This is a genomic window from Microbacterium sp. ProA8 (assembly GCF_039905635.1).
Classification (GTDB): Bacteria; Actinomycetota; Actinomycetes; order Actinomycetales; family Microbacteriaceae; genus Microbacterium; species Microbacterium chionoecetis.
This window is the reverse complement of the sequence record NZ_CP157000.1, coordinates 4,174,690-4,195,000: the sequence shown is the minus strand read 5'-3', so window position 1 is coordinate 4,195,000 and position 20,311 is coordinate 4,174,690. Positions and strand designations below refer to the sequence as shown.

The window sequence follows — 20,311 nt, the reverse complement described above, 5'->3', positions numbered from 1 at the left end:
CCATGGCAGACAAGGACCACGACCCCACGGCCGGCTCGGGAGCCGGCGACGAGGAAGAGGTCCGTCCTGCCGAGGAGGGGTCGGAGGCGCAGGCCTCCGGCCCCGTCCCGCAGGACGGAGAGGCCCAGGACGAGGGCGACGAGCTGACGGTGGACGACATCCTCGGCTCGACGCAGAACGCCGACGCCGCCGCGGAGGACGCGGTGCTGGCCGACCTCGAGTCGGCGCTGCTGAACGACCTCAAGCGGCTGCAGGCGGAGTACGCCAACTATCGCCGTCGCACCGAGGAGCAGCGCGAGGTCGAGATCGAGCGCGCGCAGGGCGCGGTCGCCAAGGGCCTGCTGCCCGTGCTCGACGATCTCGACCGGGCCGACAAGCACGGCGACCTCGAAGAGGGCTCCCCGTTCGCCGCGATCGCCGTGAAGCTTCGCGGTGTCGCCGAGCGCATGGGCCTGTCGACCTACGGCGCCGCCGGTGAGGCGTTCGATCCGCAGCATCACGAGGCGATCTTCCAGGTGCCGACGCCCGGCGCGACCGACGCGACGATCCTCGAGGTCGTCGAGATCGGCTACCGCCTCGGCTCGGTGGAGCTGCGTCCGGCGAAGGTCGTCGTCGCGGTTCCTGCCGACTAGCCGAAGGAGCACCCATGGCCAGTCAGGACTGGTTCGACAAAGACTTCTACTCGGTGCTCGGCGTCTCGAAGGACGTCAGCGAGGCTGACCTCAAGAAGACGTACCGCAAGCTCGCCCGCAAGTATCACCCGGACTCCAATCAGGGTGACGCCGCCGCCGAGGCGAAGTTCAAGGAGGTCAGCGAGGCGTACTCGGTGCTCTCCGATGCGGAGCAGCGCAAGGAGTACGACCAGATCCGCGCGATGGGCTCGGGCGCGCGCTTTACCGCGGGCGGCCAGGGCGGCGCCGGTGGATTCGAGGACGTCTTCTCGATGTTCAACCAGGGCCGCGGCGCCCGGTACCAGAACGCCGAGGACTTCGAAGACATCTTCGCGATGTTCAACCAGCAGCAGGGCGCGGGCTTCGGCTCGGGCCGGTTCGGGCAGTCGACGGGCGGCTTCCGCGGCTACGGCGGTCCCACCCGGGGCGCCGATGTCACGGCCCGCACGACGATCGACTTCGTCACCGCGACCAAGGGCGAGACCATCACGCTGCAGGGCGAGGACGGCAAGCCGTTCAAGGTGAAGATCCCCGCCGGCGTCTCGGACGGGCAGAAGATCCGGCTCCGCGGCCGCGGGCGGCCCTCGCCCGACGGCGGCGAGAACGGCGACATCGTGGTGCAGGTCGCGGTGCGTCCGCACCCGGTGTTCACCCGCGACGGACTCAACCTGCGCGTCACGGTGCCGGTCACCTTCACCGAGGCCACGCTGGGCGCGACCATCGAGGTGCCGACGCTCGGGGGAGACCCCGTGCGGCTGCGCGTCGCGCCCGGAACGCCGTCCGGTCGCGTGCTGCGCGTCAAGGGCCGAGGGGTCGAGACGAGCAAGGGCACCGGCGACCTCCTCGCCGAGGTGCAGGTCGCTGTGCCGTCGCACCTCGACGACGCCGCGCGCGAGGCGCTCGAGCGCTTCCAGAGCCTCGAGCCGAAGGAGAACCCGCGCGCCGATCTCATGACCAAGGCGCGGGGCTGACGTCATGTGCCGAGAACCGGTGATCTGGCGAACGCAGGACGATTCCAGCGGAATCCTCCTCCCTTCGCGAGATCACCTGTTCTGGCGCCCGCGGAAGCGAGGTGATCGACATGGCTGAATCGCACGACATCGACCCGGATGCCCCGATCTTCGCGATCGCCGTCGCCGCCGAGCTGTCGGGCATGCACCCCCAGACCCTCCGTCAGTACGACCGGCTGGGCCTGGTCGTGCCCGCCCGCACCCAGGGCGGTTCGCGCCGGTACTCGCTGCGGCACGTCGAGCAGCTGCGCGAAGTCGCGCGCATGTCCGCCGACGGCATCGGGCTGCCCGCCATCGTGCGCATCCTCGAGCTCGAGAACCGCGTGCAGCAGCTGCACGAGCGGGTGCGCGACCTCGAGGACCGCATGAGGGCCGAACTCGAGCGACGTCCCGGCGCCCGCGTCTTCGCCGCCGGCTCCACCGGCAACGTCGTGACCCTTCGGCACGGCACGCGTGTGCGACGGGCGACCGAGATCGTCGTGTGGCGGCCGCGGACGCCGCTCCCGCCCGCCTCCGAGAGCCCCGAGCAGCCGGCAGACGACTGAGACGCCTCCGCGCCTGCGCGATTCGCGCGCTTCGGCGGATGACGGTGACGTACCGCGCATGCCACTATGCAGGTGATGGACACCGCCACCCTCGACGAACTGCGCGCACTCCGGGCACGCGCGTACGGCCCCTCGGCCGACATCCACCAGGATCCCGCAGCCGTGCGACGCCTGCACGAACTGGAAGCCGTCCGGAAGCCGCTCGGGTCCCCGGGCGCGGAACCGCCCGCCGCTGCCGCAGACGTCGGGAAGCCGCCCCCGCAGCCCGCGCCTCCCGCGTCCCCATCACAGGCGGAACGAGCCTGGGAGCCCGAAGCGCAGAGTGATGCGGTCCAGACGTCGACCTCGACCGACATCTTCGGTGCGCTCGAATCGGCCGTTGTTCGCCGGGGCCGAGAGGGACGCGCGGCGGGAATGTCGCCGATGATGCGGCTCACGTGGGCGGTGTCGGTCGTCGCGGCCGCCGCGCTGGCGGCCGCGGTGACCTATGCGCTGACCTGGGTCGCCCCGGTCTCCGTCTCGAGCGGCGCCGAGCAGATCGCCACCCTCGAGCCCGTGCCCATGGTCGAGCTTCCCCCGGGGTGGTTCGGCGCCGGGCCGAGTTCGATGGCGTTCGAGTTCTACGGCATGACGCTCTTCGAGACGGCCGACGGCTTCACCTCGTCCGGCGGTTCGGACTGCTTCGTGATCGTGCCCACCGAGGAACTGCCGGCGGCGGACGCCGACACCGGCAACTGGTCGATGAGCGGAGCCGTGCACTCGGGCTGCGGCGTCGGCGACTTCCCGGCGACGATCGAGTTGCCTGTCGACAGCAATACGCCGGAGGAGCTGCGCTCGCAGTTCCCCGAAGGCAGCGCCCTGCAGTTCGTGCGCGACGGCGACCGGGTCGGCGTCTTCCTCGACACTCCCTGAGGACGCGACCGGCTCACAGCGTGGGGACGGATGCCGCGGCCGGCGACGCGCGGCGGCCGCGGCATCCGGAATCAGACGCGTCGGGGGCGCCGTGCCGCGAGCAGCCCGCCGAGCGCGATGAGCACGACGGCGCCGAGCGGCACCAGCGGCGACACGCCGCCACCGCCGGTGGCCGGAAGCGGGCGCGTGCCGGCGGTGTTGGTCAGCGTCAGCTCGGCGATCTGCGGATCCCGCGAGATCGACATGGGCAGCAGGACGCGCCCGTTCGATTCGGGGGTGAGCGTCTCGCCGTCGACCGTCCACGAGGCTGTGCCCCAGTCCACGCCGGGGATCACCGGGAGCTCACCCTCCGCCGCCTCGAGAATCGTGCCGACGGGGAAGTACTCCGAGTACACGGGAACGTTCGGCTCGAGGTCGACGCGCGGCTGCGCCTCGCCGTCCCGCCACCAGTCCAGCGGGAAGGTGGCGCCTGCCGGCAGAGCCGACGCGCCGTCGCCGTTGACGACCTTCGTGACGGCGAAACGCGTCAGCGCGACGACCGAATTCGTGACCTCCAGCACGGGCGTCTCGCCCAAGCCGATCTCCACGAAGTTCGAAGGACTCCACGTCGTCTCACTCCACTCGTAGCCCGGCGGCAGAGCCGCGGGATCGGGCTCCTCCTCGAGCAGCGTCACCACGGTGCCGATCTGGAACTGGATGGGCTGCCCCTCACTGTCCACGGGGCCGGCGGGCGTCCCATCGGCGGGGAGCACGAATCGTCCGGCCGTCGGCATCTGGCCGGGCAGATGGGCCACGTAGTCGACCATGAACGAGTCGATGAGCAGCTGGTCTGCGTCGATGCCCGCGAGGTCTTTGCGAACCAGGAATGTGCCCCGCAGGAGCGATGCGTCGTTGGTGAGCGTCGAGTGCACGACGGCCTCGCCGCCTTCGCCGATCACGAGCTGCGCCGGGTCGAACGACGTGCCCTGCCACGAGACGTGGCGCAGCGCCGGGGCGGGATGCTCCGAGAAGGTCACGACGGTGCCGTACGGGAAGGTGAGCGGTGCGCCGGTGTCGTCCAGCGGGCTGACCGGCGTGCCGTCGCCGGGAAGGCGCACGGTGCCCTGCTCCACCTCGCCGGTGGGCAGAGTCGCCGTCCATTCGACCGTGTACTCGAGGGCGTCGACCGGAACGTCCGCGGGCAGGTTGACGAACTCCTTCGAGAGCGTGAACGTGCCTTCGCGCAACGCGTTCGTCACCGTGATCGCGATGTCTCCGGTGTCGGGCAGCGGGATGTCGACGATCGCCGTGTCGAGCGGTCCGCCGCCCTCGAAGTTGTCCGGCAGGTACTGCGTCGTGACGTCGTCGACGGTGACGTCGATGACGGGGAGCACCCAGTCGGCGGGGTCGGTGGGGTCGCCGTTGAGGGTCGGCACGAGTTCGGCCAGCTCGAGGGTGTCGGCGCCGCTCTCGACGTCCTCGATGAGCTGCGGCTCCCCGAGGGGCACGTCCATGGTGGTGCGCGTGCCCGGAGGGTCGGTGTTGTAGCTCACCGCGTAGCCGTAGGCCGGATCGGCGCCCGCGCCGGTGACGGCCTTGACGATCGTGATCGTCCGTTCGGCCTCCGCGGGGGTCACCGCGTTCGTGAGTTCGACGGCGACGGTGCCGGTCTCCTCGATCACGAAGGTGCGGCCCGGGTCCCAGCCGACGTCGTTCCACTCGTAGCCTTCGGGGGGCTCGATGCCGTCGAGGTTCTCGGTCAGGACGATGCGGGTGCCGAGCGGGAACTGTTGCTCGACGTCGACAGGGGTGCCGTCGAACGGCACATTCAGCGTGCCCTCGGCGATCTCCACGCCGCCGTACCACGCGGTCCACACCACCGGGACCGAAGCCTGTGACGGGGGGCCGGGCGCGCCTCCCGACAGGTCGTCGATCAGCTTCACGATGCTGAACGTGCCGGTGAGCTGCGTTGCGGTGTTGGTCACGAGCACATCGGCGGTGCCGGTGCCGATCGTCAGCGGATTCGGGGTGATGGTCGCCTCGCCCCACTCCCAGCCCGGGATGCTCTCGGGCTCGACCTCGGCGAAGGTCACGACGGTGCCGATGGGGAACTGATCGTCGACGGCGACAGCGGTGCCGTCGGCCGGCACCTCGAGAGTCCCGACGGAGGCGTTGCCGTCGGGATCGACGGCGCGGTAGTTGACGGTGAAGGTGGCGCCGTCGGGAAGGTCGGCCTCGTCGATGCCCGACAGCTCCTTGCGCACGGCTAACGTGCCGCTGTCGGCGGCGCAGGAGATCTCGCCCGAGAAGAGGAAGGAGTGCACCTCCCCGCCCTGCAGGATGACGTTCTGACCGATCACCTGACCGTCGAGCGGGGCGGCGTTCACGGTGACCGAGGCGTCGGGCGCGTAGATCGAGCCGTCGATGCGGCCCTCCGCGGCGGTCACGGTGACGTCGCCGGTCAGCTGCGACAGGTCCCACACGATATAGGGCGAGTGCACGCCCTGCGGGTCGGCGCGGGCGCCCACGACGTCGGTCGTGCCGGCCGGCACCCGGATGACGAGCGGGTTCGACACACCCGGCGTCGGGCCGGGCGAGAACTGGATCAGCGCCGTGCCGGCGATGTCGGCGTAGTCGACGATGTTCGGCTGGTCGGGGCTCAAGGGGGCCAGCACGACCCGGCTGCCCGCGTCCTCGGCCACCTCGACCGGGTAGCCGATGCCGGCGGTGGGGTCGGCGATGTCGTCGAAGCAGCTGCTGGCCTCTTCCCACGAGGCATCGCGGTTCCCCTCGACATAGTCGGCCACGGCGGTGGCCGAGGTGTTCGCGGTGTAGATGCTGCCGTTGCCGGTCGCGCCGGCCGGGGGCGCGGCATCCTCCGGGTACTGCTGATGCGTCGCGTCGATGAGCGGCGTCTGATCCGGGTTCGCCGGGTTCTGGTTCAGACGGAGCCAGTCGGCGCGGGCGAACGCCTGCCATCCGCCGTCGCGCTGCACCATCTTGAGGTCGCCGAGCAGCGACGGTTCACTGGTGCCGGCACTCGTGATGGCCAGGATGCCGGTGCTCGCGGTGCTGTACTCCCCGACGAGGAAGCGGGTCGGGTCGCCGTCGACCGTGGGGAGGTCGTAGTCGCCGGTGCCGGCGGACACGTGGATGATCGTGTACTGGCTCGCGCTGGGAGCGACGGTCGCGGTGCCGCCGACGGCGATGCTGCCCTCGGTCTCCTGATTCTGCAGGAGCGCGTCCTCCCGTGCGTACACCGTGAAGCCGCCCGCGATCGCGAAGGGGTTGACCGACTCCGGATAGGCGGCCGCCGCCGGCTGCGGATCGACTGCTTCTGCCACGACCATTCCGGTAGCCGCGAGCAGGGTGGCGGTGAGACCGGCGACCCAGCGGCGCAGACGTGGGCGTGAGCGATCGGATCGTGCCATGTAGCCAGTCCCCTCCGTCCGAGGCGCGAGGGGACGCGTCTCGGTAGACCTGTTCCACGTACCCTACCGTCCCCTGTGAACCGGACGACAGGGCGCGGGACTCGCCTGAGACGACGTTCCGTCCCAGGATGGAGGCATGGCGACTCTCGATGACGTCCGCGCCGTCGCGCTCGGCCTCCCCGGAGTGATCGAGCAGGTGGACGGGCACCGCGGCGGGGCGAGCTGGCGCACGCCGGCCGGGGCGTTCGCGTGGCAGCGCGGACCGAGCGGCCGCGACCTCGAACAGCTCGCGGCTCTGAGTCGCGACTGGCCGCCGGGCCACGTCATCGGGGTGCGCACCGACGGGCAGCAGGTGAAGCAGGCGCTGCTCGAGACCTACCCCGACGCGTTCTTCACGATCCCGCACTTCGACGGCTACCCGGCCGTGCTCGTGCGGCTCGACGCGATCGACCCGGCGCTGCTGCGCGAGGTCGTCATCGACGCCTGGCTGCTGAAAGTCACCAAGCGCGTCGCGAACGAGTGGCTCGCCGCGCACCCCCCGCCGGCCGGATGACGTCAGAGCCCGTCGGTGTCGTGGACGGTCTCCCCGGCGACGACGGTCCGCGCGACGCGGGCGGTGAGCAACGACTCGGCGCCCGCGGTGAACGGGTCGACGTCGACGATCGCGAAGTCGGCGGCGAGGCCGGCCTCGAGCCGCCCGCGCGTCGCGCCGTCGCCGACGGAGGCCGCGGCATCCCTCGTCGCGTGACCGAGCACCTGCTCGAGCGGCAGCGCGAACTGCGGATGCCGCGGCGCGAACGACCCGTCGAGCGCCGACTTGCGCGTCGCCGCGATGTACACGTTGGGGAGGGCCTCGTGGGGCGCGGTCGGCGCGTCGGTCGAGAACGCGAGCAGCGCACCGGCCCCGACATACTCGGGCCACGCGAAGGCGCGGTCGACGCGCTCGTCGCCGAGCATCGCGGCCCAGTTGCCGAAGATCGCCGGGTCGGCGTGCACCGGCTGCATCGATGCGGTCACGCCGAGTCGCGCCATCCGCTCGGCCGTGCCGGGAGCCGCGTATTCGAGGTGCTCGATGCGGTGCCGGCGGGCGCGGGGGCCGTTGACCTCAGCCGCGTGCTCGAGCGCGTCGAGGGCGATGTCGCTCGCGAGGTCGCCGATCGCGTGCAGGGCCACCTGCAGGCCCGCGGCATCGGCTGCCGCGACGACGGGCGTCATGTCGGCGAGCGGCCAGATCGGCTCGGCATTGGACTCGTCGGAATACGGATGCCGCATCGCGGCCGTGCACGCATCGATGACGCCGTCGACCACGAGCTTGATGCCGACGATCCGCAGCCACGGCGATCGCACGGTCTCGGCGAGCGCCACGGCGCGCGCGACCTGCGCGAGGTTCGCCGCCTCGTCACCGGTGTTCTCGACGAACCAGTGCGCCGCGACGCGGAGCGGGAGACGCCCGCCGCGCCGCTCGGCCGCGCGCTGGAATGCGGCGAGTCCGAGTTCGTCGAACGCCATGTCGACCGCCCCCGTCACGCCCGTCGCCGCGTAGGCGGCGAGGGTGCGCTCGACCGCCGCGTCGCGGTCGGCGTCGTCGGTCTGCGCCGCCAGGAACGCCCAGGCGTGGGCCTGGGCCGCGGTCTCGTACAGCATGCCGTCGGGCTCGCCGTCGGCGTCGCGCCCGATGCGGCCGCCGAGCGGGTCGGGGGTGTCGCGCGTGATCCCGACCTCGTCGAGGGCAGCCGAGTTGAGCCAGCACGAGTGGTAGTCGTTGGCGTCGAGGTACACCGGCACGTCCGACACGGCCGCGTCGATCATGGCGGCCGTCGGGATGCCGCCGGGCACCGAGTCGAAGAGCCAGCCGCGGCCGAGCAGCCGGACGGCGTCCGGCTGCGCCGCACGCGCCGCGCGCAGGCGCTCCTGGATCTCGTCCAGTGTGCGCGCGTCGGTGAGCCCGACGCGACCCAGCGCCTCGCCCATCATCACGAGGTGTGTGTGCGCGTCGGTGAATCCGGGCAGCAGCAGGCGGCCGCCGAGGTCGACGGTGGCGGCGTCCGGTCCCGCGGCGGCCGTCGCGCGCGGGGTGTCGCCGGCGAACACGACGGTGTCACCCTCGACGACGAGCGCCTCGGCCCACGGCTCCGCCCCCGCGGTGAAGATGCGCCCTCCGGTGTAGACCGTCGTGGTCATGCGGGTACCTCCCTGTGCCCGGAACCGCGTCGCGGCCCACTAAACGAATACCGTTCGTTATTATGCCTCATGGAGGACGGATGCCAAGGCCCAGAGTGAACCTGCTGTCGGTCGAGCTGATCGCCGACGCCGCCATCGCGCTCGCCGACTCGGGCGAGCCGTTCAGCGTGAACGCCCTCGCGCGCCGGCTGGGCGTCACGCCCTCGTCCCTCTACAACCATGTGGACGGCAAGGACGCCATCATCGAGCTCATGCGCGGTCGCCTCTCGCGCCGGTACCTGCCGGCGCCCGTGGCGGGGGACTGGGAGGCCGTGATCGCCGGCACGGTGCGGGCACTGCGGCGCCTGTACGCCGAGCATCCGCTCATCGTCCCGCTCATCGTCGGCAAGACCATCACCGACCCGGGCGTCATCGCCCAGTACGACCATCTGGCCGCCGCGCTCGTCGAGGCCGGCGTCCCCGACGGCGAGGTGCTCGCCGTCGTCGCGATCGTGGACGCCTACGCCATCGGATTCGGCCTCGACCTCGCCTCTCCCGACGAGGTCTGGCAACCGGACACACCCACGACGACGCTCGGGCGGCTGATCACGGATGCCGCCCAGGGCGCCGAGCGCAGCGACGCCGCCTTCGAGATCGGGCTCGAGATGCTGATCGCCTCGCTGCGGCTGCGCGTCGAGAGACGGTCGGCCGGATGATGCGGATCGCTTGAGCCGCCACCGAACGCACCCGTAGGATCCAGCTGTGGCGGACTCCCCTCCTGCTCCGGGCCCGCCTCGGCTCGACCTCGATGCGCTGCTGCTGGAGACCAAACTCACGGCGCCCACGCCGAGGGCAGGTCTCGTCAGCCGCGCGGGCCCGATCTCGCGGGCCCGCGGCGACGGCCGACGCGTCGTGGCGATCTCTGCGCCCGCCGGATACGGCAAGTCGAGCCTTCTCGCCGAATGGGCGGCGACGGAGACGCGCTCGGTCGCCTGGATCTCCCTCGACCGGCTCGACGACGATCCGGCCGCGCTGCTCCCGCTGATCGCGGCCGCCTATGTCCGTGCGGTCGGCGGCGACGCACGCCTGGTGACCGACATGAGCAGCATGGGCCCGTCGATGCTCGGCCGTGCGGCCCCGCAGCTCGCATCCGCGCTGCGGAACAGCCCGATGCCGTTCGCGATGATGATCGACGACCTGCACGAGCTCCGTGCTCCCGCGTGCCACGACGTGCTCAGCGTGCTCGTCTCGGGAGTGCCGAAGGGCTCGCTGTTCGTCGCGACCAGCCGTCACGAGCAGCCGCACGTGCCGTGGCTGCGCGCGTCGGACGACGTCGTGGAGCTCGGCGCCGGGGACCTCGCCCTCGACGCCGCCGGTGCGACGCAGGTCTTCGCACTGGCGAAGGCGCCGCTGGCGCCCGAGCTGGCACAGGCCGTGGTCGAGCGCACCGAGGGTTGGCCGGTGGGCCTGCACCTGGCCGCTCTGCTGGCGCGCGACCGGCCGGACGCGACGGCAGTCGTCTCGGGCGATGACCCTTACGTGACCGACTATCTGTACCGAGAGTCGCTCGCCTCCCTGCCCGAAGACACCCGCCGCTTCCTTCGGCGCACCTCCGTGCTGGAGCGGCTCTCGGCGGAACTCTGCGACAGGCTCCTCGAGACGACGAACTCGCAGGGCGTGCTGCGCGAACTCGAGGCATCCCACGCGTTCCTCATCCCGCTCGACCGGCACCGCCGGTGGTACCGGTATCACGGGCTCTTCCGGGAGTTTCTGCGCGGTGAGCTGCGGCGGTCGGAGCCGGAGATCGAGGAACGGCTGCACACGCGTGCGGCGGACTGGTACGAGGCGAGCGCGTCCGCACCGAACGCGGTGGAGCACCTGTTGCTCACGTCCGATCGGGGCCGGACGGTGAGACTGGTGAACCGCCTCGCCCTGCCGGTGTACGAGTCCGGTCAGGTCGCGACGCTGACGCGATGGCTGGACACCCTCGGCGACGAGGCGATCGCCGCCTACCCGCCGATCGCGGCGATCGCGGGGTGGGCCGCGGGACTGACGGGACAGGTCCGCCAGGCTGAGCGATGGGCGTCCATCGTCGAGAATGCGGAGTTCGAGGGCACGCCCGCCGACGGTACGGCGTCATTCGCGTCGGCACGGGCCATGATGCGGTCCTTCATGTGTCCGGCCGGGCCGGAGCAGTGTCTCGTCGATGCCGAGTTCGCGCTCGCCGCAGAGCCGTCGTGGAGTCCCTGGCGCGACCTCGCGCTGGCGGTCGCGGGGGAGGCGCTCCTTCTCGCCGGCGATGACGAGGCGGCCGACGCCCGCTTCGCCGAGGCATCCGCCCTTGCACGCGCCGCCGGCAACTGGGAGATCATGGCGATCGCGGATGCCGAGCGCGCGCTGCTGGCGATGGACCATGGCTCGTGGCAGCTCGCAGCCCAGCTCGTCGACCACACGTCGTCGGCGATCGATGCGCAGGGCATGCACGACTACGCGGCGGTGTCCCTGGCATTCGCCGCCGCAGCGCGACTCGCCCTGCATCGGGGTGACCGCACGTGGGCCCGACGGGAAGTCGCGAGAGCCATGCGAGCTCGGGCCATCTGCACCTACATCCACCCGATGCTCGCCGTCCGGCTGCGCCTGCACACGGCAATCGCGCACGTGGCCATGGGCGCCGCGCCGACCGCCCGCCACCTCATGCGCGAGATCGACGACATCCTCGCTCAGCGTCCCGCGCTCGGGGCGCTCACCCACGAGGTCTCCCGGTTCCGCGCCGTGCTGGATGCCGCGGTCGGGGGCGTCGCCGCCGGACCGCCCCTCACACCGGCCGAGCTGCGACTGCTGCCGTACCTGCAGACGCACCTTTCGATGCCGGAGATCGGGGAGCGGCTGTTCGTCTCGCGCAACACGGTGCGCACGGAGGTGAGCTCCATCTACCGCAAGCTCGGAGTCTCGTCGCGCACCGAGGCGGTCGAACGCGCGACGGCGATTGGCCTGCTCGGCGGCTGAGCCGGGATCAGCCGAACGCGCCGTCGAGGTCGTACCCGAGTGCCAGCGCGATCTGGGGCGCGGCGGCCACGACGCGCGGCTCACCCACGATGGTGCGGACCCCGACGAGCACATCGACGATCTCGTCGGCGCTGGCGCCCGCACTCACGGCTGCGTCGGCGTGCTCTCCGAACGACGGGTCGGCCCCGCCGATGGCGATGAGCGCGGCGAGCCGGGCGAGGGCCAGTGCCTTCCCGTCGATGTGTCGCACGTCCATGTGCTGATGAGCCGCGTCGGGCGCGAAGTCGGCGACGCGGATCCCGGCCTCGCTGAGGGCGATCTGCCTGAGCCGATCCCGATACGTCGCAGCCACGGCATCCTCGATCCGTTCGTGATCACCTGACCGTAGCCCGCCACCGTCGCCGAGACATCATGCAGTACGCATGACGTGTTCGTCGCGTGGCGGGAGTTGGGTGGAGACAGTCAGACGCAAGGAGACGCCATGCCCATCGACCGCCACGCGCGCACCATGCTGCCCATTCCCGACCGCCCGGCCGCGGGCCTCACGACCTACGACGCCAAGGATCCTGCTACCTCGTATCCGCCGATCGAGCCGCTGCTTCCTCCCGAGGGCGCACCCAACGTGCTCATCGTGCTTCTCGACGATGTCGGGTTCGGGGCGTCGAGCGCCTTCGGCGGTCCGTGTGCGACCCCGAACGCCGAGAGGCTCGCTGCCGGCGGGCTGAAGTTCAACCGCTTCCACACCACGGCGCTCTGCGCCCCGACGCGCCAGGCGATGCTCACCGGCCGCAATCACCACTCGGTCGGCATGGGCAGCATCACCGAGACCGCCACGTCCGCACCCGGCAACAGTTCGCTGCGCCCGAACACCAAGGCGCCACTGGCGATGACCCTGAAGCTGAACGGGTACTCGACGGCGCAGTTCGGCAAGTGCCATGAGGTGCCGGTGTGGCAGTCATCGCCTCTCGGCCCCTTCGATGCGTGGCCTTCGGGGGGCGGCGGGTTCGAGACCTTCTATGGCTTCATCGGCGGCGAGAACAACCAGTGGGAGCCGGCGCTGTACGACGGGACGACTCCGGTCGAGCCGCCCGCGACGGCGGAGGAGGGCTATCACCTGACCGAGGACCTCGCCGACCGCGCGATCAGCTGGATCCGGACGCAGAAGGCGCTCATGCCGGACAAGCCCTTCTTCGTCTACTTCGCACCGGGTGCGACGCACGCGCCGCACCACGTGCCCCAGGAGTGGGCCGACAAGTACAGGGGCAGGTTCGCCGAGGGATGGGACGCCCAGCGGGACAAGACGTTCGCTCGGCAGAAGGAGATGGGCGTCATCCCGGCGGACGCCGGGCTCACGCCGCGACACGACGAGATCCCTGCCTGGGACGACATGCCCGACGAGCTCAAGCCCGTGCTCGAGCGCCAGATGGAGGTCTACGCGGGCTTCCTCGAGCACACCGACCACCACGTCGGCCGCGTGCTCGATGCCATCGAGGATCTCGGCGTGCTGGACGACACGATCGTCTACTACATCATCGGAGACAACGGCGCCTCGGCCGAGGGCACGATCAACGGCGCCTTCAACGAGATGGCGAACTTCAACGGGATGGCCGCCCTCGAGACGCCCGAGTTCATGCGCTCGAAGATGGACGAGTTCGGCACGCCCTACTCGTACAACCACTACGCGGTGGGATGGGCCTGGGCGATGGACACCCCGTTCCAGTGGACCAAGCAGGTGGCTTCGCACTGGGGCGGCACCCGCAACGGCGCGATCGTGCACTGGCCGAACGGCATCGCCGACAAGGGCGGGTTGCGCTCGCAGTTCACGCACTGCATCGACGTCGCCCCGACCATCCTCGAGGCCGCAGGTCTTCCCGAGCCGGCGATGGTCAACGGCGTGCAGCAGTCGCCGATGGAGGGCACGAGCATGCTCTACGCCTTCACCGAGGCGGATGCCGCAGAGCGCCATGATCTGCAGTACTTCGAGATGTTCGGCAACCGCGGCGTGTACCACCGGGGCTGGAGCGCCGTCACCAAGCACCGCACCCCCTGGGTCATGACGGGCGGAGGGATGGTGGCGTTCGACGACGACGTGTGGGAGTTGTACGACGGGAACGTCGACTACAGCCAAGCGCGCGATCTCGCGGCGGAGCAGCCGGAGCGTCTGCACGAGCTGCAGCGCCTCTGGCTGATCGAGGCCGTGAAGTACAACGTGCTGCCGCTCGACGACCGCACCGCCGATCGGCTCAATCCCGACATCGCAGGGCGGCCCACGCTCGTGAAGGGTACATCGCAGCTCCTCTACCCCGGGATGGGCCGGCTGTCGGAGAACAGCGTCGTGAGCATCAAGAACAAGTCGTTCTCGGTGACGGCCGACGTCACGGTGCCGGCCGAGGGTGCTCGCGGCGTCATCATCGCGCAGGGCGGCCGCTTCGGCGGTTGGAGCCTCTACGTCGATGACGGCGGCCTGAAATTCGTCTACAACGTGCTGGGCATCCAGCACTTCGCCACTGCGGCGGACTCTCGGCTCACCGAGGGCGCGCATCGGGTGCGGATGGAGTTCGCCTACGACGGCGGCGGGCTGGCCAAGGGGGGAGACGTCACACTGCTATGCGACGGGGTCGCCGTCGGCACCGGCCGGGTGGGGGCCACTCAGCCGCTGGTGTTCTCGGCGGACGAGACCACCGACGTCGGCTACGAGTCGGGCACGCCGGTGAGCGAGGACTACACGCCACAGGGCAGCCGGTTCACGGGGAAGATCCACTGGGTGCGGATCGACACCGGCGACGACGATCACGATCACTTCATCGACCCCGAGGAACGGCTTCGCGTGGCCATGGCACGCCAGTGAGGAACGCGTGAGGGCTGTCAGTCGCCGGAGTCCAGCCCGCGGTGGCGGCGGAACAGCTGCCAGTCCGCGCGGGAGACGTCGGCGTACGCGTAGGCCCACTCCGTGATCGCCTCGCCGGCGACCCGGCCGCCGCCGAGGTATCCCACGACGGTGGCGGCTGTGGGGGACTGCCCGTGCGCGCGCGCCAGCGTCGCCGCGCAGGCCTCGGCGTACCATCCGAACGCCGAGTCCTCGAGCGTGTCGACGTCGAAGCCGCCCTTCTTGTCGTGGAATTGGCGCACGTAGAAGGAGCGCTCCGGACCGCCGTCGGCGGGCGTCCCACGCACATGCCCGAGGAACGGATCCGACACCGCCTGCAGGATCCGCTGCATCGCCACCACGCGGCTGCCGTCGCCGTGCTCGTCGATGTAGCCGGCCACGGCGGGCGGCTGCGCGACCTTGCCGGGTTCGATCAGCACGCTGGCGTTCGCCTCCTTCGCCTGCATCAGGAGGACGTTCTCGTCGCCGTCCTGCAAGGCGATGAGGTAGCAGCGGGTGCCCACGCTGCCGACCCCGACGACGCGGCGTGCGACATCCGCCACCCCGTACTTCTGCATGAGCACACGGATGTCGATGTTGGCCGACAAGACGTAGTCGTGGAACACCTCACTCACCCGCTGTGCGATCGCGGGGTCGACGTGGGTCATCGTCGGCGGCTGCTCGACGAACGTGGTGCGCCCGTCGGCGGCGCGCACGGTGAGACGACGCGCCGCACGCGCGGCCGTGCGCTTCTCGGCATCCTTCACGGCGCTGCGCATGGCAGCCCGGGTCTCCGGGTCGTCGCCCTCGGCCGCCGCCTCCGCGTCGAAGTGCTCGAAATACCGCTTCAGCGGACTGCGCCGGACGCCGTGCTCGAGCGCGCGAGCGTACGTCCGCACGGCGCCGCGCGCCGCCGCCGTCACCACCGACTCGTCGCGGGAGACGGCTTGGCCGGCGATGACGATGCTGGCCACGAGGCGCTTGAGATCCCACTCCCACGGCGCCCAGGCGGCCTCGTCGAAGTCGTTCAGGTCGAACACGAGGCTGCGCTGCGGCGAGGCGTACAGCCCGAAGTTCGAGACGTGCGCGTCGCCGCACGACCCGACGAGCAGATCCGTGCTGAGCGATGCGCCCAGGTCGGCCGCCATGATCGCGGCCGTCCCCCGGTAGAACGCGAACGCGCTCTGCGCCATGCGTTCCGTGCGGATGGGAACCAGGTCCGGCACACGCGTGGCGTCCTGGGCGTCGAGGATCTCCATCGGCGTGCGGCCCGAGGTCTCGAGCCCGGCGAGGCGCTCGCGCGGGAGCCGGTCCCGCTCCGCCCGCCCGAGGGCGATCTGATCGGCGACGGCCGGCGGCGCCGGCCATGTCGGCGCCGCAGGCGCAGTGTCGGTCGTTGACATGTGCTCAGTGTGGCACCGCAGCGCTCCGTCGGCATCAGGTGATCTGGATGGCCCCGGAACGCGGGAGGGGGACGGATGCCGCGGCATCCGTCCCCCTCCGTGCGGTCAGGCGGTCACGTCACTCGCGCGCGAGGGCGGCCAGCGCCTCCAGCTCGAGGTCGAGGTACTGCTCGCTGCTGACGTCGACCGCGACGCCCAGGAGCTTGCCGCCCGTGAACGGGAACGGGTTCTTGTACTGCGTGCTCACCGTGTCGGAGCTGTCGAAGCCGACGCACAGCCCGTCGCCGCACAGCGTGAACTTGCCGATCTGGGCGCGCATCGGGCCCTCGGCGACGACCTGGTCGTCGACGTAGAGCCGGCACGTGCCGATCGACTCGCCGTGCTCTCCCGCGCTCTCGCGGATGAACTCCATGCCCACCGCGTGGGGCCCGGCCGTGAGGGCTCCCGACGTGTACGTCTGCTCCGGCGGGATGCCGAGGAAGTTGTAGACGTAGTTCAGCCTGCCGTCCTTGAGGAACAGCGTGTGCCCGCCGAAGCGCGAGCCGTGGGCGAAGATCACGCCCTCTGCGCCCGCCTCGAGCACGACGTCGGCGATGATCTTGAACGAGCGCCCCCGCACGTTCACGGCGACGGACTCCGGCACCGCCGTCGTGTCGGGGTAGTAGATGTAGCGCTCGCGCGGCGGCTCGGCCTGGGGGCGGTCGATCGTCAGCTGCTCTCGCGCGGGACGGTCGTCGAGCGGGTAGACGAAGTTCGCCTTCGCCTCGGCGTCGAATGTCTCGATCAGCTCCTGCAGCTTCTCGGGATGCTCCGCCGACAGGTCCTTCGACTCCGAGCGGTCGACGTCGACGTGGTAGAGCTCCCACCGGTCCTCGTCGAAACGGCCGTGGCCGGTGAGCGGCGCGTGGATCGCGGCCGCCTTCCAGCCGTCCTTCCAGATGCCGCGGGTGCCCAGCATGGCGTAGTACTGCACGTGCTTCTCGGTCGGAGCGTCCGGCGCGGCGTCGAAGGAGTACTTCATCGAGACGCCCGGCAGCGGACGCTGCTTCACGCCGCGATACTCATCGGGGAACTCGATGCCGATGACGTCGAGGATCGTCGAGACGATGTCGACCGAGTGGTGGTACTGGTGACGGATCTCGCCCTTGGCCTTGATCCCCGCGGGCCAGTGGATGATCAGCGGATCGCAGGACCCGCCCGAGAACTGGGCGTAGCGCTTGAACATCTTGAACGGGGCCGAGAACGCCGCGGCCCACCCCGTGGGGTAGTGGTTGTACGTCGCGGCGGTGCCCAGCACGTCGATCTTCGAGAGGTTCTCCTGCAGGTCGTCGGGGAACCCGTTGAAGAACTTGTTCTCGTTCACCGACCCGTCGGGGCTTCCCTCGCCCGAGGCGCCGTTGTCGGCGCAGTAGAAGATCAGCGTGTTCTCGAGCTGGCCCGACTCCTCGAGGTAGTCGATGACGCGGCCGATCTCGACGTCGGTGTACTCGCTGTACGCGGCGAACACCTCGGCCATGCGGCTGAACAGGCGCTTCTCGTCGTCCGAGAGCGAGTCCCACGGCTTGACGTGGTCGGCCGCGTTCGCCTGGTCGTCGGGCAGCGGGTCGAAGGGGGTGAGCTCGGTGCCTGCCGGCATGATGCCGCGCTCGATCATGCGCTCGAGCACCCAGGTGCGGTACGCGTCGTAGCCGTCGTCGAACAGGCCCTTGTACTTGGCGATGTACTCCGGCGGCGCCTGGTGCGGGGCGTGGTTGGCGCCCGGGTTGTACCAGGTGAACCAGGGCTTCGACGGGTTCGACGACTTCTGGTCGCGGATCATCCGGATGGCCTGGTCGGCGAGGTCCTTCGAGAGGTGGTAGCCCTCTTCCGGCGTGTACGGCGCCTCGATGAAGCGGTTGTCCTCGACCAGGTCGGGGTACCACTGGTTGGTCTCGCCGCCGAGGTAGCCGTAGAAGCGGTCGAAGCCCATCGCCAGCGGCCACTGCGACTTGCTGCCGCCCGACGAGATGTCCTCCTCGGGCACGTTGTGGTTCTTGCCGACCCAGAAGGTGGAGTACCCGCTGTCCTGCAGCACCTGGCCGATGGTCGCGCACTCCTGCGGAATGCGGCCCGAGTACCCCGGGAAGCCGTTGGTGCCCTCCATGATGACGCCCATGCCGTTGGCGTGGTGGTTGCGTCCGGTGAGGAACGTCGACCGCGTCGACGAGCAGATCGACGTGGTGTGCCACTGCGTGTAGGTGAGGCCGTTCTCGGCCAGGCGGTCGAGCGTCGGCATGGCGACCCGCCCGCCGTACGGCGACCACGACGCCAATCCGGTGTCGTCGTACAGGATCACCAGGATGTTGGGTGCGCCCTCCGGCGCCCGGGGCAGTTCGTACGGTGCCCAGTCGGCCACCGAGTCCCGGATGTCCACCTTGATCGTTCCCGCGAATTCCTTCGACATCATGACTCCCTCTCGCCTGCGGCGCCGCGCGAGGAGCGGCACCGCTTCCGACGCTATCGGGTGTCGCGAGAGCGGAGAAGGAGAATCCGGGAGGCATGACGGATGCCGCGGCTCCTCCGCACACCCCGGGTCATCGTCGCGAGTCCCCAGGCGCGTGGGCACGCCGGCGCCGCCGCACCGGGTAGTTTCGGCGTGTGAGCTCCTCGCCGTCGCGCCTTCCTCCCTGGCTGCTGCCGACGCTCTCGGGGTACCGGACGGCGTGGCTCGGCCGCGACATCCTCGCCGGCCTGACAGCGGGCGCGGTCGTCGTGCCGCAGGCGATGGCCTACGCGACCATCGCGAACCTTCCCGTGCAGGTGGGCCTCTACACGTGCATCGTGCCGATGCTCGTGTACGCGATGCTCGGCGGCAGCCGCGCGATGAGCGTCTCGACCACGTCGACGATCGCCACCCTGACCGCGACGACGATGGTGTCGGCGGGCATCGCCGCAGGCTCGGACGACGCGCTCGGGTCTCTCATGATGCTGACGCTCCTCGTGGGGGCGATCCTCCTGCTCGCCCGTGTGTTCTCACTCGGGTCGCTCGTCGAGAACATCAGCGACGCCACGGCGCTCGGGGTGCAGATCGGCGTGGGCGCCACGGTCGCCGTCGGTCAGCTGCCGAAGCTCCTGGGCGAGACCGCCAACGCGTCGGGTGAGGGGTTCTTCGGCTCCATCGCCGCGGCCGTCGACGCTCTGGACAGCGCCGATCCGGCGACGATGGTGCTGTCGGCCGGGTCGATCCTCATCCTCCTGGTGCTCAAGGCCTTCGCCCCGCGGGTGCCGGGCGCGCTGATCGTCGTGGTCGCCGGCATCCTGCTGGTCGCGTTCACGCCGCTGGAGGAGTCGGGTGTCGAGCTGATCGCACCGGTGCCGTCGGGGCTGCCGCTGCCGGGTCTTCCCGATCCCACGCATCTGGTGGCGCTGATCCCGGGTGCCCTCGCCATCGCCGTCATGGCGCTCCTCGAATCCGCCGCGGTCGCCCGCGGCATCCGTCAGATGACCGAGCCGCAGGTCGACAGCAACCAGGAGCTGCTCGCCACGGGCGCGGCGAACCTCGCCGGCTCCTTCTTCACCACGCTCCCCGCCGCCGGCGGCTTCTCGCAGAGCGCCGTCAACCAGGGTGCGGGGGCGAAGACCCAGGTCGCGGGACTCGTCACCGTGGCGCTCGCCGTGCTGGTGGCACTGTTCCTCGGTCCGGTCCTCAGCCTGCTGCCCCAGGCGACGCTCGCCGCGATGGTGTTCGTGGCGGTCATCGCGCTCATCGACATCCCGAAGCTCGTACGGTGGGCCGGGATCAGCCGGCGGGACTTCGGCATCGCCCTCGCCGTCGCGATCGTCGGACTCACAGCGGGGCTGCTGGCCGCGGTCGCGGTGGGGGTCGTCGTCACCCTCGTGCTGGTGCTCCGCGAGATCAACACGCCGAAGGTCGACATCACTCAGCGACGGGGCTCGGCGGTGGCGATCCACCTGGGCAGGGGGCTGTACACCGCGAACGCCCTCGCGAACGAGCGGGCGATCGTCGAGCTTTCGACGACTCAGGCCGAGCCCGTGTCGGCGGTGGTCCTCGATGTCGAGCGCCTCGACGTCGTGACCATCACGGTGCTCGACGCGCTCGCCGACCTCGATCGCGAGCTCGCGCAGCACGGCATCGAGCTGCACCTGGCGCGTCTGCCCGAGCCGGCAGCCGAGATCGCCGGCCGGGTCGACTGGTACCGCGCGCTGGCGAGTGCGGGCCGCGTGCACGCGAGCATCGAGGGCGGGCTGGCCGCGGCATCCGACCCGCACTGAACGCCATGCGGTCCGGCATGCGGTCCCGCAGACCCGCCGTCCCCTAGCCTGGCCTC

The 20,311-nt window shown here is 70.7% G+C and carries 14 protein-coding genes; 9 read left to right on the top strand and 5 right to left on the bottom strand.

Features of this window, described 5'->3' with window-relative positions; genetic code table 11:
- Positions 1-2: 2 nt before the first annotated feature.
- The 4 genes from ABG085_RS18730 to ABG085_RS18715 all read left to right on the top strand — a co-directional run bounded on the left by ABG085_RS18730 (position 3) and on the right by ABG085_RS18715 (position 3,138).
- A complete protein-coding gene (locus tag ABG085_RS18730; protein WP_347977259.1) occupies positions 3-632 on the top strand; it encodes a nucleotide exchange factor GrpE in 630 nt (209 codons plus the stop codon).
- A 14-nt stretch (positions 633-646) separates the two neighbouring features.
- A complete protein-coding gene (locus ABG085_RS18725) occupies positions 647-1,642 on the top strand; it encodes a DnaJ C-terminal domain-containing protein (protein WP_347977258.1) in 996 nt (331 codons plus the stop codon).
- 110 nt (positions 1,643-1,752) lie between these two features.
- A complete protein-coding gene (locus tag ABG085_RS18720) occupies positions 1,753-2,226 on the top strand; it encodes a MerR family transcriptional regulator (protein WP_347977257.1) in 474 nt (157 codons plus the stop codon).
- A 75-nt stretch (positions 2,227-2,301) separates the two neighbouring features.
- Positions 2,302-3,138, top strand: a complete 837-nt coding sequence (locus ABG085_RS18715; RefSeq protein ID WP_347977256.1) for a hypothetical protein — start codon at positions 2,302-2,304, stop codon at positions 3,136-3,138.
- 71 nt (positions 3,139-3,209) lie between these two features.
- Here ABG085_RS18715 and ABG085_RS18710 read toward each other — a convergent pair whose 3' ends face one another.
- Positions 3,210-6,548 (bottom strand): DUF5979 domain-containing protein, encoded by a 3,339-nt coding sequence (locus tag ABG085_RS18710; RefSeq protein WP_347977255.1) that lies wholly within the window; start codon positions 6,546-6,548, stop codon positions 3,210-3,212.
- A gap of 136 nt (positions 6,549-6,684) precedes the next feature.
- Between ABG085_RS18710 and ABG085_RS18705 the strand changes: the two genes are divergently transcribed.
- Positions 6,685-7,101, top strand: coding sequence for a hypothetical protein (locus ABG085_RS18705; RefSeq protein ID WP_347977254.1), 417 nt, complete (start codon positions 6,685-6,687; stop codon positions 7,099-7,101).
- 2 nt (positions 7,102-7,103) lie between these two features.
- Here the strand turns inward: ABG085_RS18705 and ABG085_RS18700 are convergent, their stop codons facing one another.
- Positions 7,104-8,729 carry an amidohydrolase gene (locus ABG085_RS18700; protein ID WP_347977253.1) on the bottom strand — a complete coding sequence of 542 codons (1,626 nt, stop codon included), beginning with the start codon at positions 8,727-8,729 and terminating at the stop codon, positions 7,104-7,106.
- Between the two features lie 80 nt (positions 8,730-8,809).
- Between ABG085_RS18700 and ABG085_RS18695 the strand changes: the two genes are divergently transcribed.
- Complete coding sequence (locus ABG085_RS18695; RefSeq protein WP_347977252.1) at positions 8,810-9,424, top strand: TetR/AcrR family transcriptional regulator C-terminal domain-containing protein; 615 nt, start codon at positions 8,810-8,812, stop codon at positions 9,422-9,424.
- Between the two features lie 46 nt (positions 9,425-9,470).
- Entirely contained in the window at positions 9,471-11,714 is a 2,244-nt protein-coding gene (locus ABG085_RS18690; RefSeq protein WP_347977251.1) for a LuxR C-terminal-related transcriptional regulator, read from the top strand.
- A 7-nt stretch (positions 11,715-11,721) separates the two neighbouring features.
- On the opposite strand, the gene ABG085_RS18685 is transcribed toward ABG085_RS18690, so the two are convergent.
- Complete coding sequence (locus ABG085_RS18685; RefSeq protein ID WP_347977250.1) at positions 11,722-12,066, bottom strand: carboxymuconolactone decarboxylase family protein; 345 nt, start codon at positions 12,064-12,066, stop codon at positions 11,722-11,724.
- A gap of 129 nt (positions 12,067-12,195) precedes the next feature.
- Between ABG085_RS18685 and ABG085_RS18680 the strand changes: the two genes are divergently transcribed.
- Entirely contained in the window at positions 12,196-14,562 is a 2,367-nt protein-coding gene (locus ABG085_RS18680; protein WP_347977249.1) for an arylsulfatase, read from the top strand.
- Positions 14,563-14,579: 17 nt separating this feature from the next.
- Here the strand turns inward: ABG085_RS18680 and ABG085_RS18675 are convergent, their stop codons facing one another.
- The gene (locus ABG085_RS18675; protein ID WP_347977248.1) at positions 14,580-15,983 is read right to left on the bottom strand and encodes a DUF2252 domain-containing protein; all 1,404 of its coding nucleotides are present in this window, start codon (positions 15,981-15,983) and stop codon (positions 14,580-14,582) included.
- Between the two features lie 118 nt (positions 15,984-16,101).
- Complete coding sequence (locus ABG085_RS18670; protein ID WP_347977247.1) at positions 16,102-18,426, bottom strand: arylsulfatase; 2,325 nt, start codon at positions 18,424-18,426, stop codon at positions 16,102-16,104.
- A gap of 194 nt (positions 18,427-18,620) precedes the next feature.
- Here ABG085_RS18670 and ABG085_RS18665 point away from each other — a divergent pair, with 194 nt between their 5' ends.
- Positions 18,621-20,255, top strand: a complete 1,635-nt coding sequence (locus tag ABG085_RS18665; RefSeq protein WP_347977246.1) for a SulP family inorganic anion transporter — start codon at positions 18,621-18,623, stop codon at positions 20,253-20,255.
- The last annotated feature ends 56 nt before the right edge of the window (positions 20,256-20,311 follow it).

What these genes read in the sequence shown, in the direction of transcription:
- ABG085_RS18715 (WP_347977256.1), top strand. Translation starts at nt 2,302, where the DNA reads ATGGACACCGCCACCCTCGACGAACTGCGCGCACTCCGGGCACGCGCG.
- ABG085_RS18675 (WP_347977248.1), bottom strand. Translation starts at nt 15,983, where the DNA reads ATGTCAACGACCGACACTGCGCCTGCGGCGCCGACATGGCCGGCGCCG.
- ABG085_RS18695 (WP_347977252.1), top strand. Translation starts at nt 8,810, where the DNA reads ATGCCAAGGCCCAGAGTGAACCTGCTGTCGGTCGAGCTGATCGCCGAC.
- ABG085_RS18710 (WP_347977255.1), bottom strand. Translation starts at nt 6,548, where the DNA reads ATGGCACGATCCGATCGCTCACGCCCACGTCTGCGCCGCTGGGTCGCC.
- ABG085_RS18680 (WP_347977249.1), top strand. Translation starts at nt 12,196, where the DNA reads ATGCCCATCGACCGCCACGCGCGCACCATGCTGCCCATTCCCGACCGC.
- ABG085_RS18700 (WP_347977253.1), bottom strand. Translation starts at nt 8,729, where the DNA reads ATGACCACGACGGTCTACACCGGAGGGCGCATCTTCACCGCGGGGGCG.
- ABG085_RS18670 (WP_347977247.1), bottom strand. Translation starts at nt 18,426, where the DNA reads ATGTCGAAGGAATTCGCGGGAACGATCAAGGTGGACATCCGGGACTCG.
- ABG085_RS18730 (WP_347977259.1), top strand. Translation starts at nt 3, where the DNA reads ATGGCAGACAAGGACCACGACCCCACGGCCGGCTCGGGAGCCGGCGAC.
- ABG085_RS18725 (WP_347977258.1), top strand. Translation starts at nt 647, where the DNA reads ATGGCCAGTCAGGACTGGTTCGACAAAGACTTCTACTCGGTGCTCGGC.
- ABG085_RS18720 (WP_347977257.1), top strand. Translation starts at nt 1,753, where the DNA reads ATGGCTGAATCGCACGACATCGACCCGGATGCCCCGATCTTCGCGATC.
- ABG085_RS18705 (WP_347977254.1), top strand. Translation starts at nt 6,685, where the DNA reads ATGGCGACTCTCGATGACGTCCGCGCCGTCGCGCTCGGCCTCCCCGGA.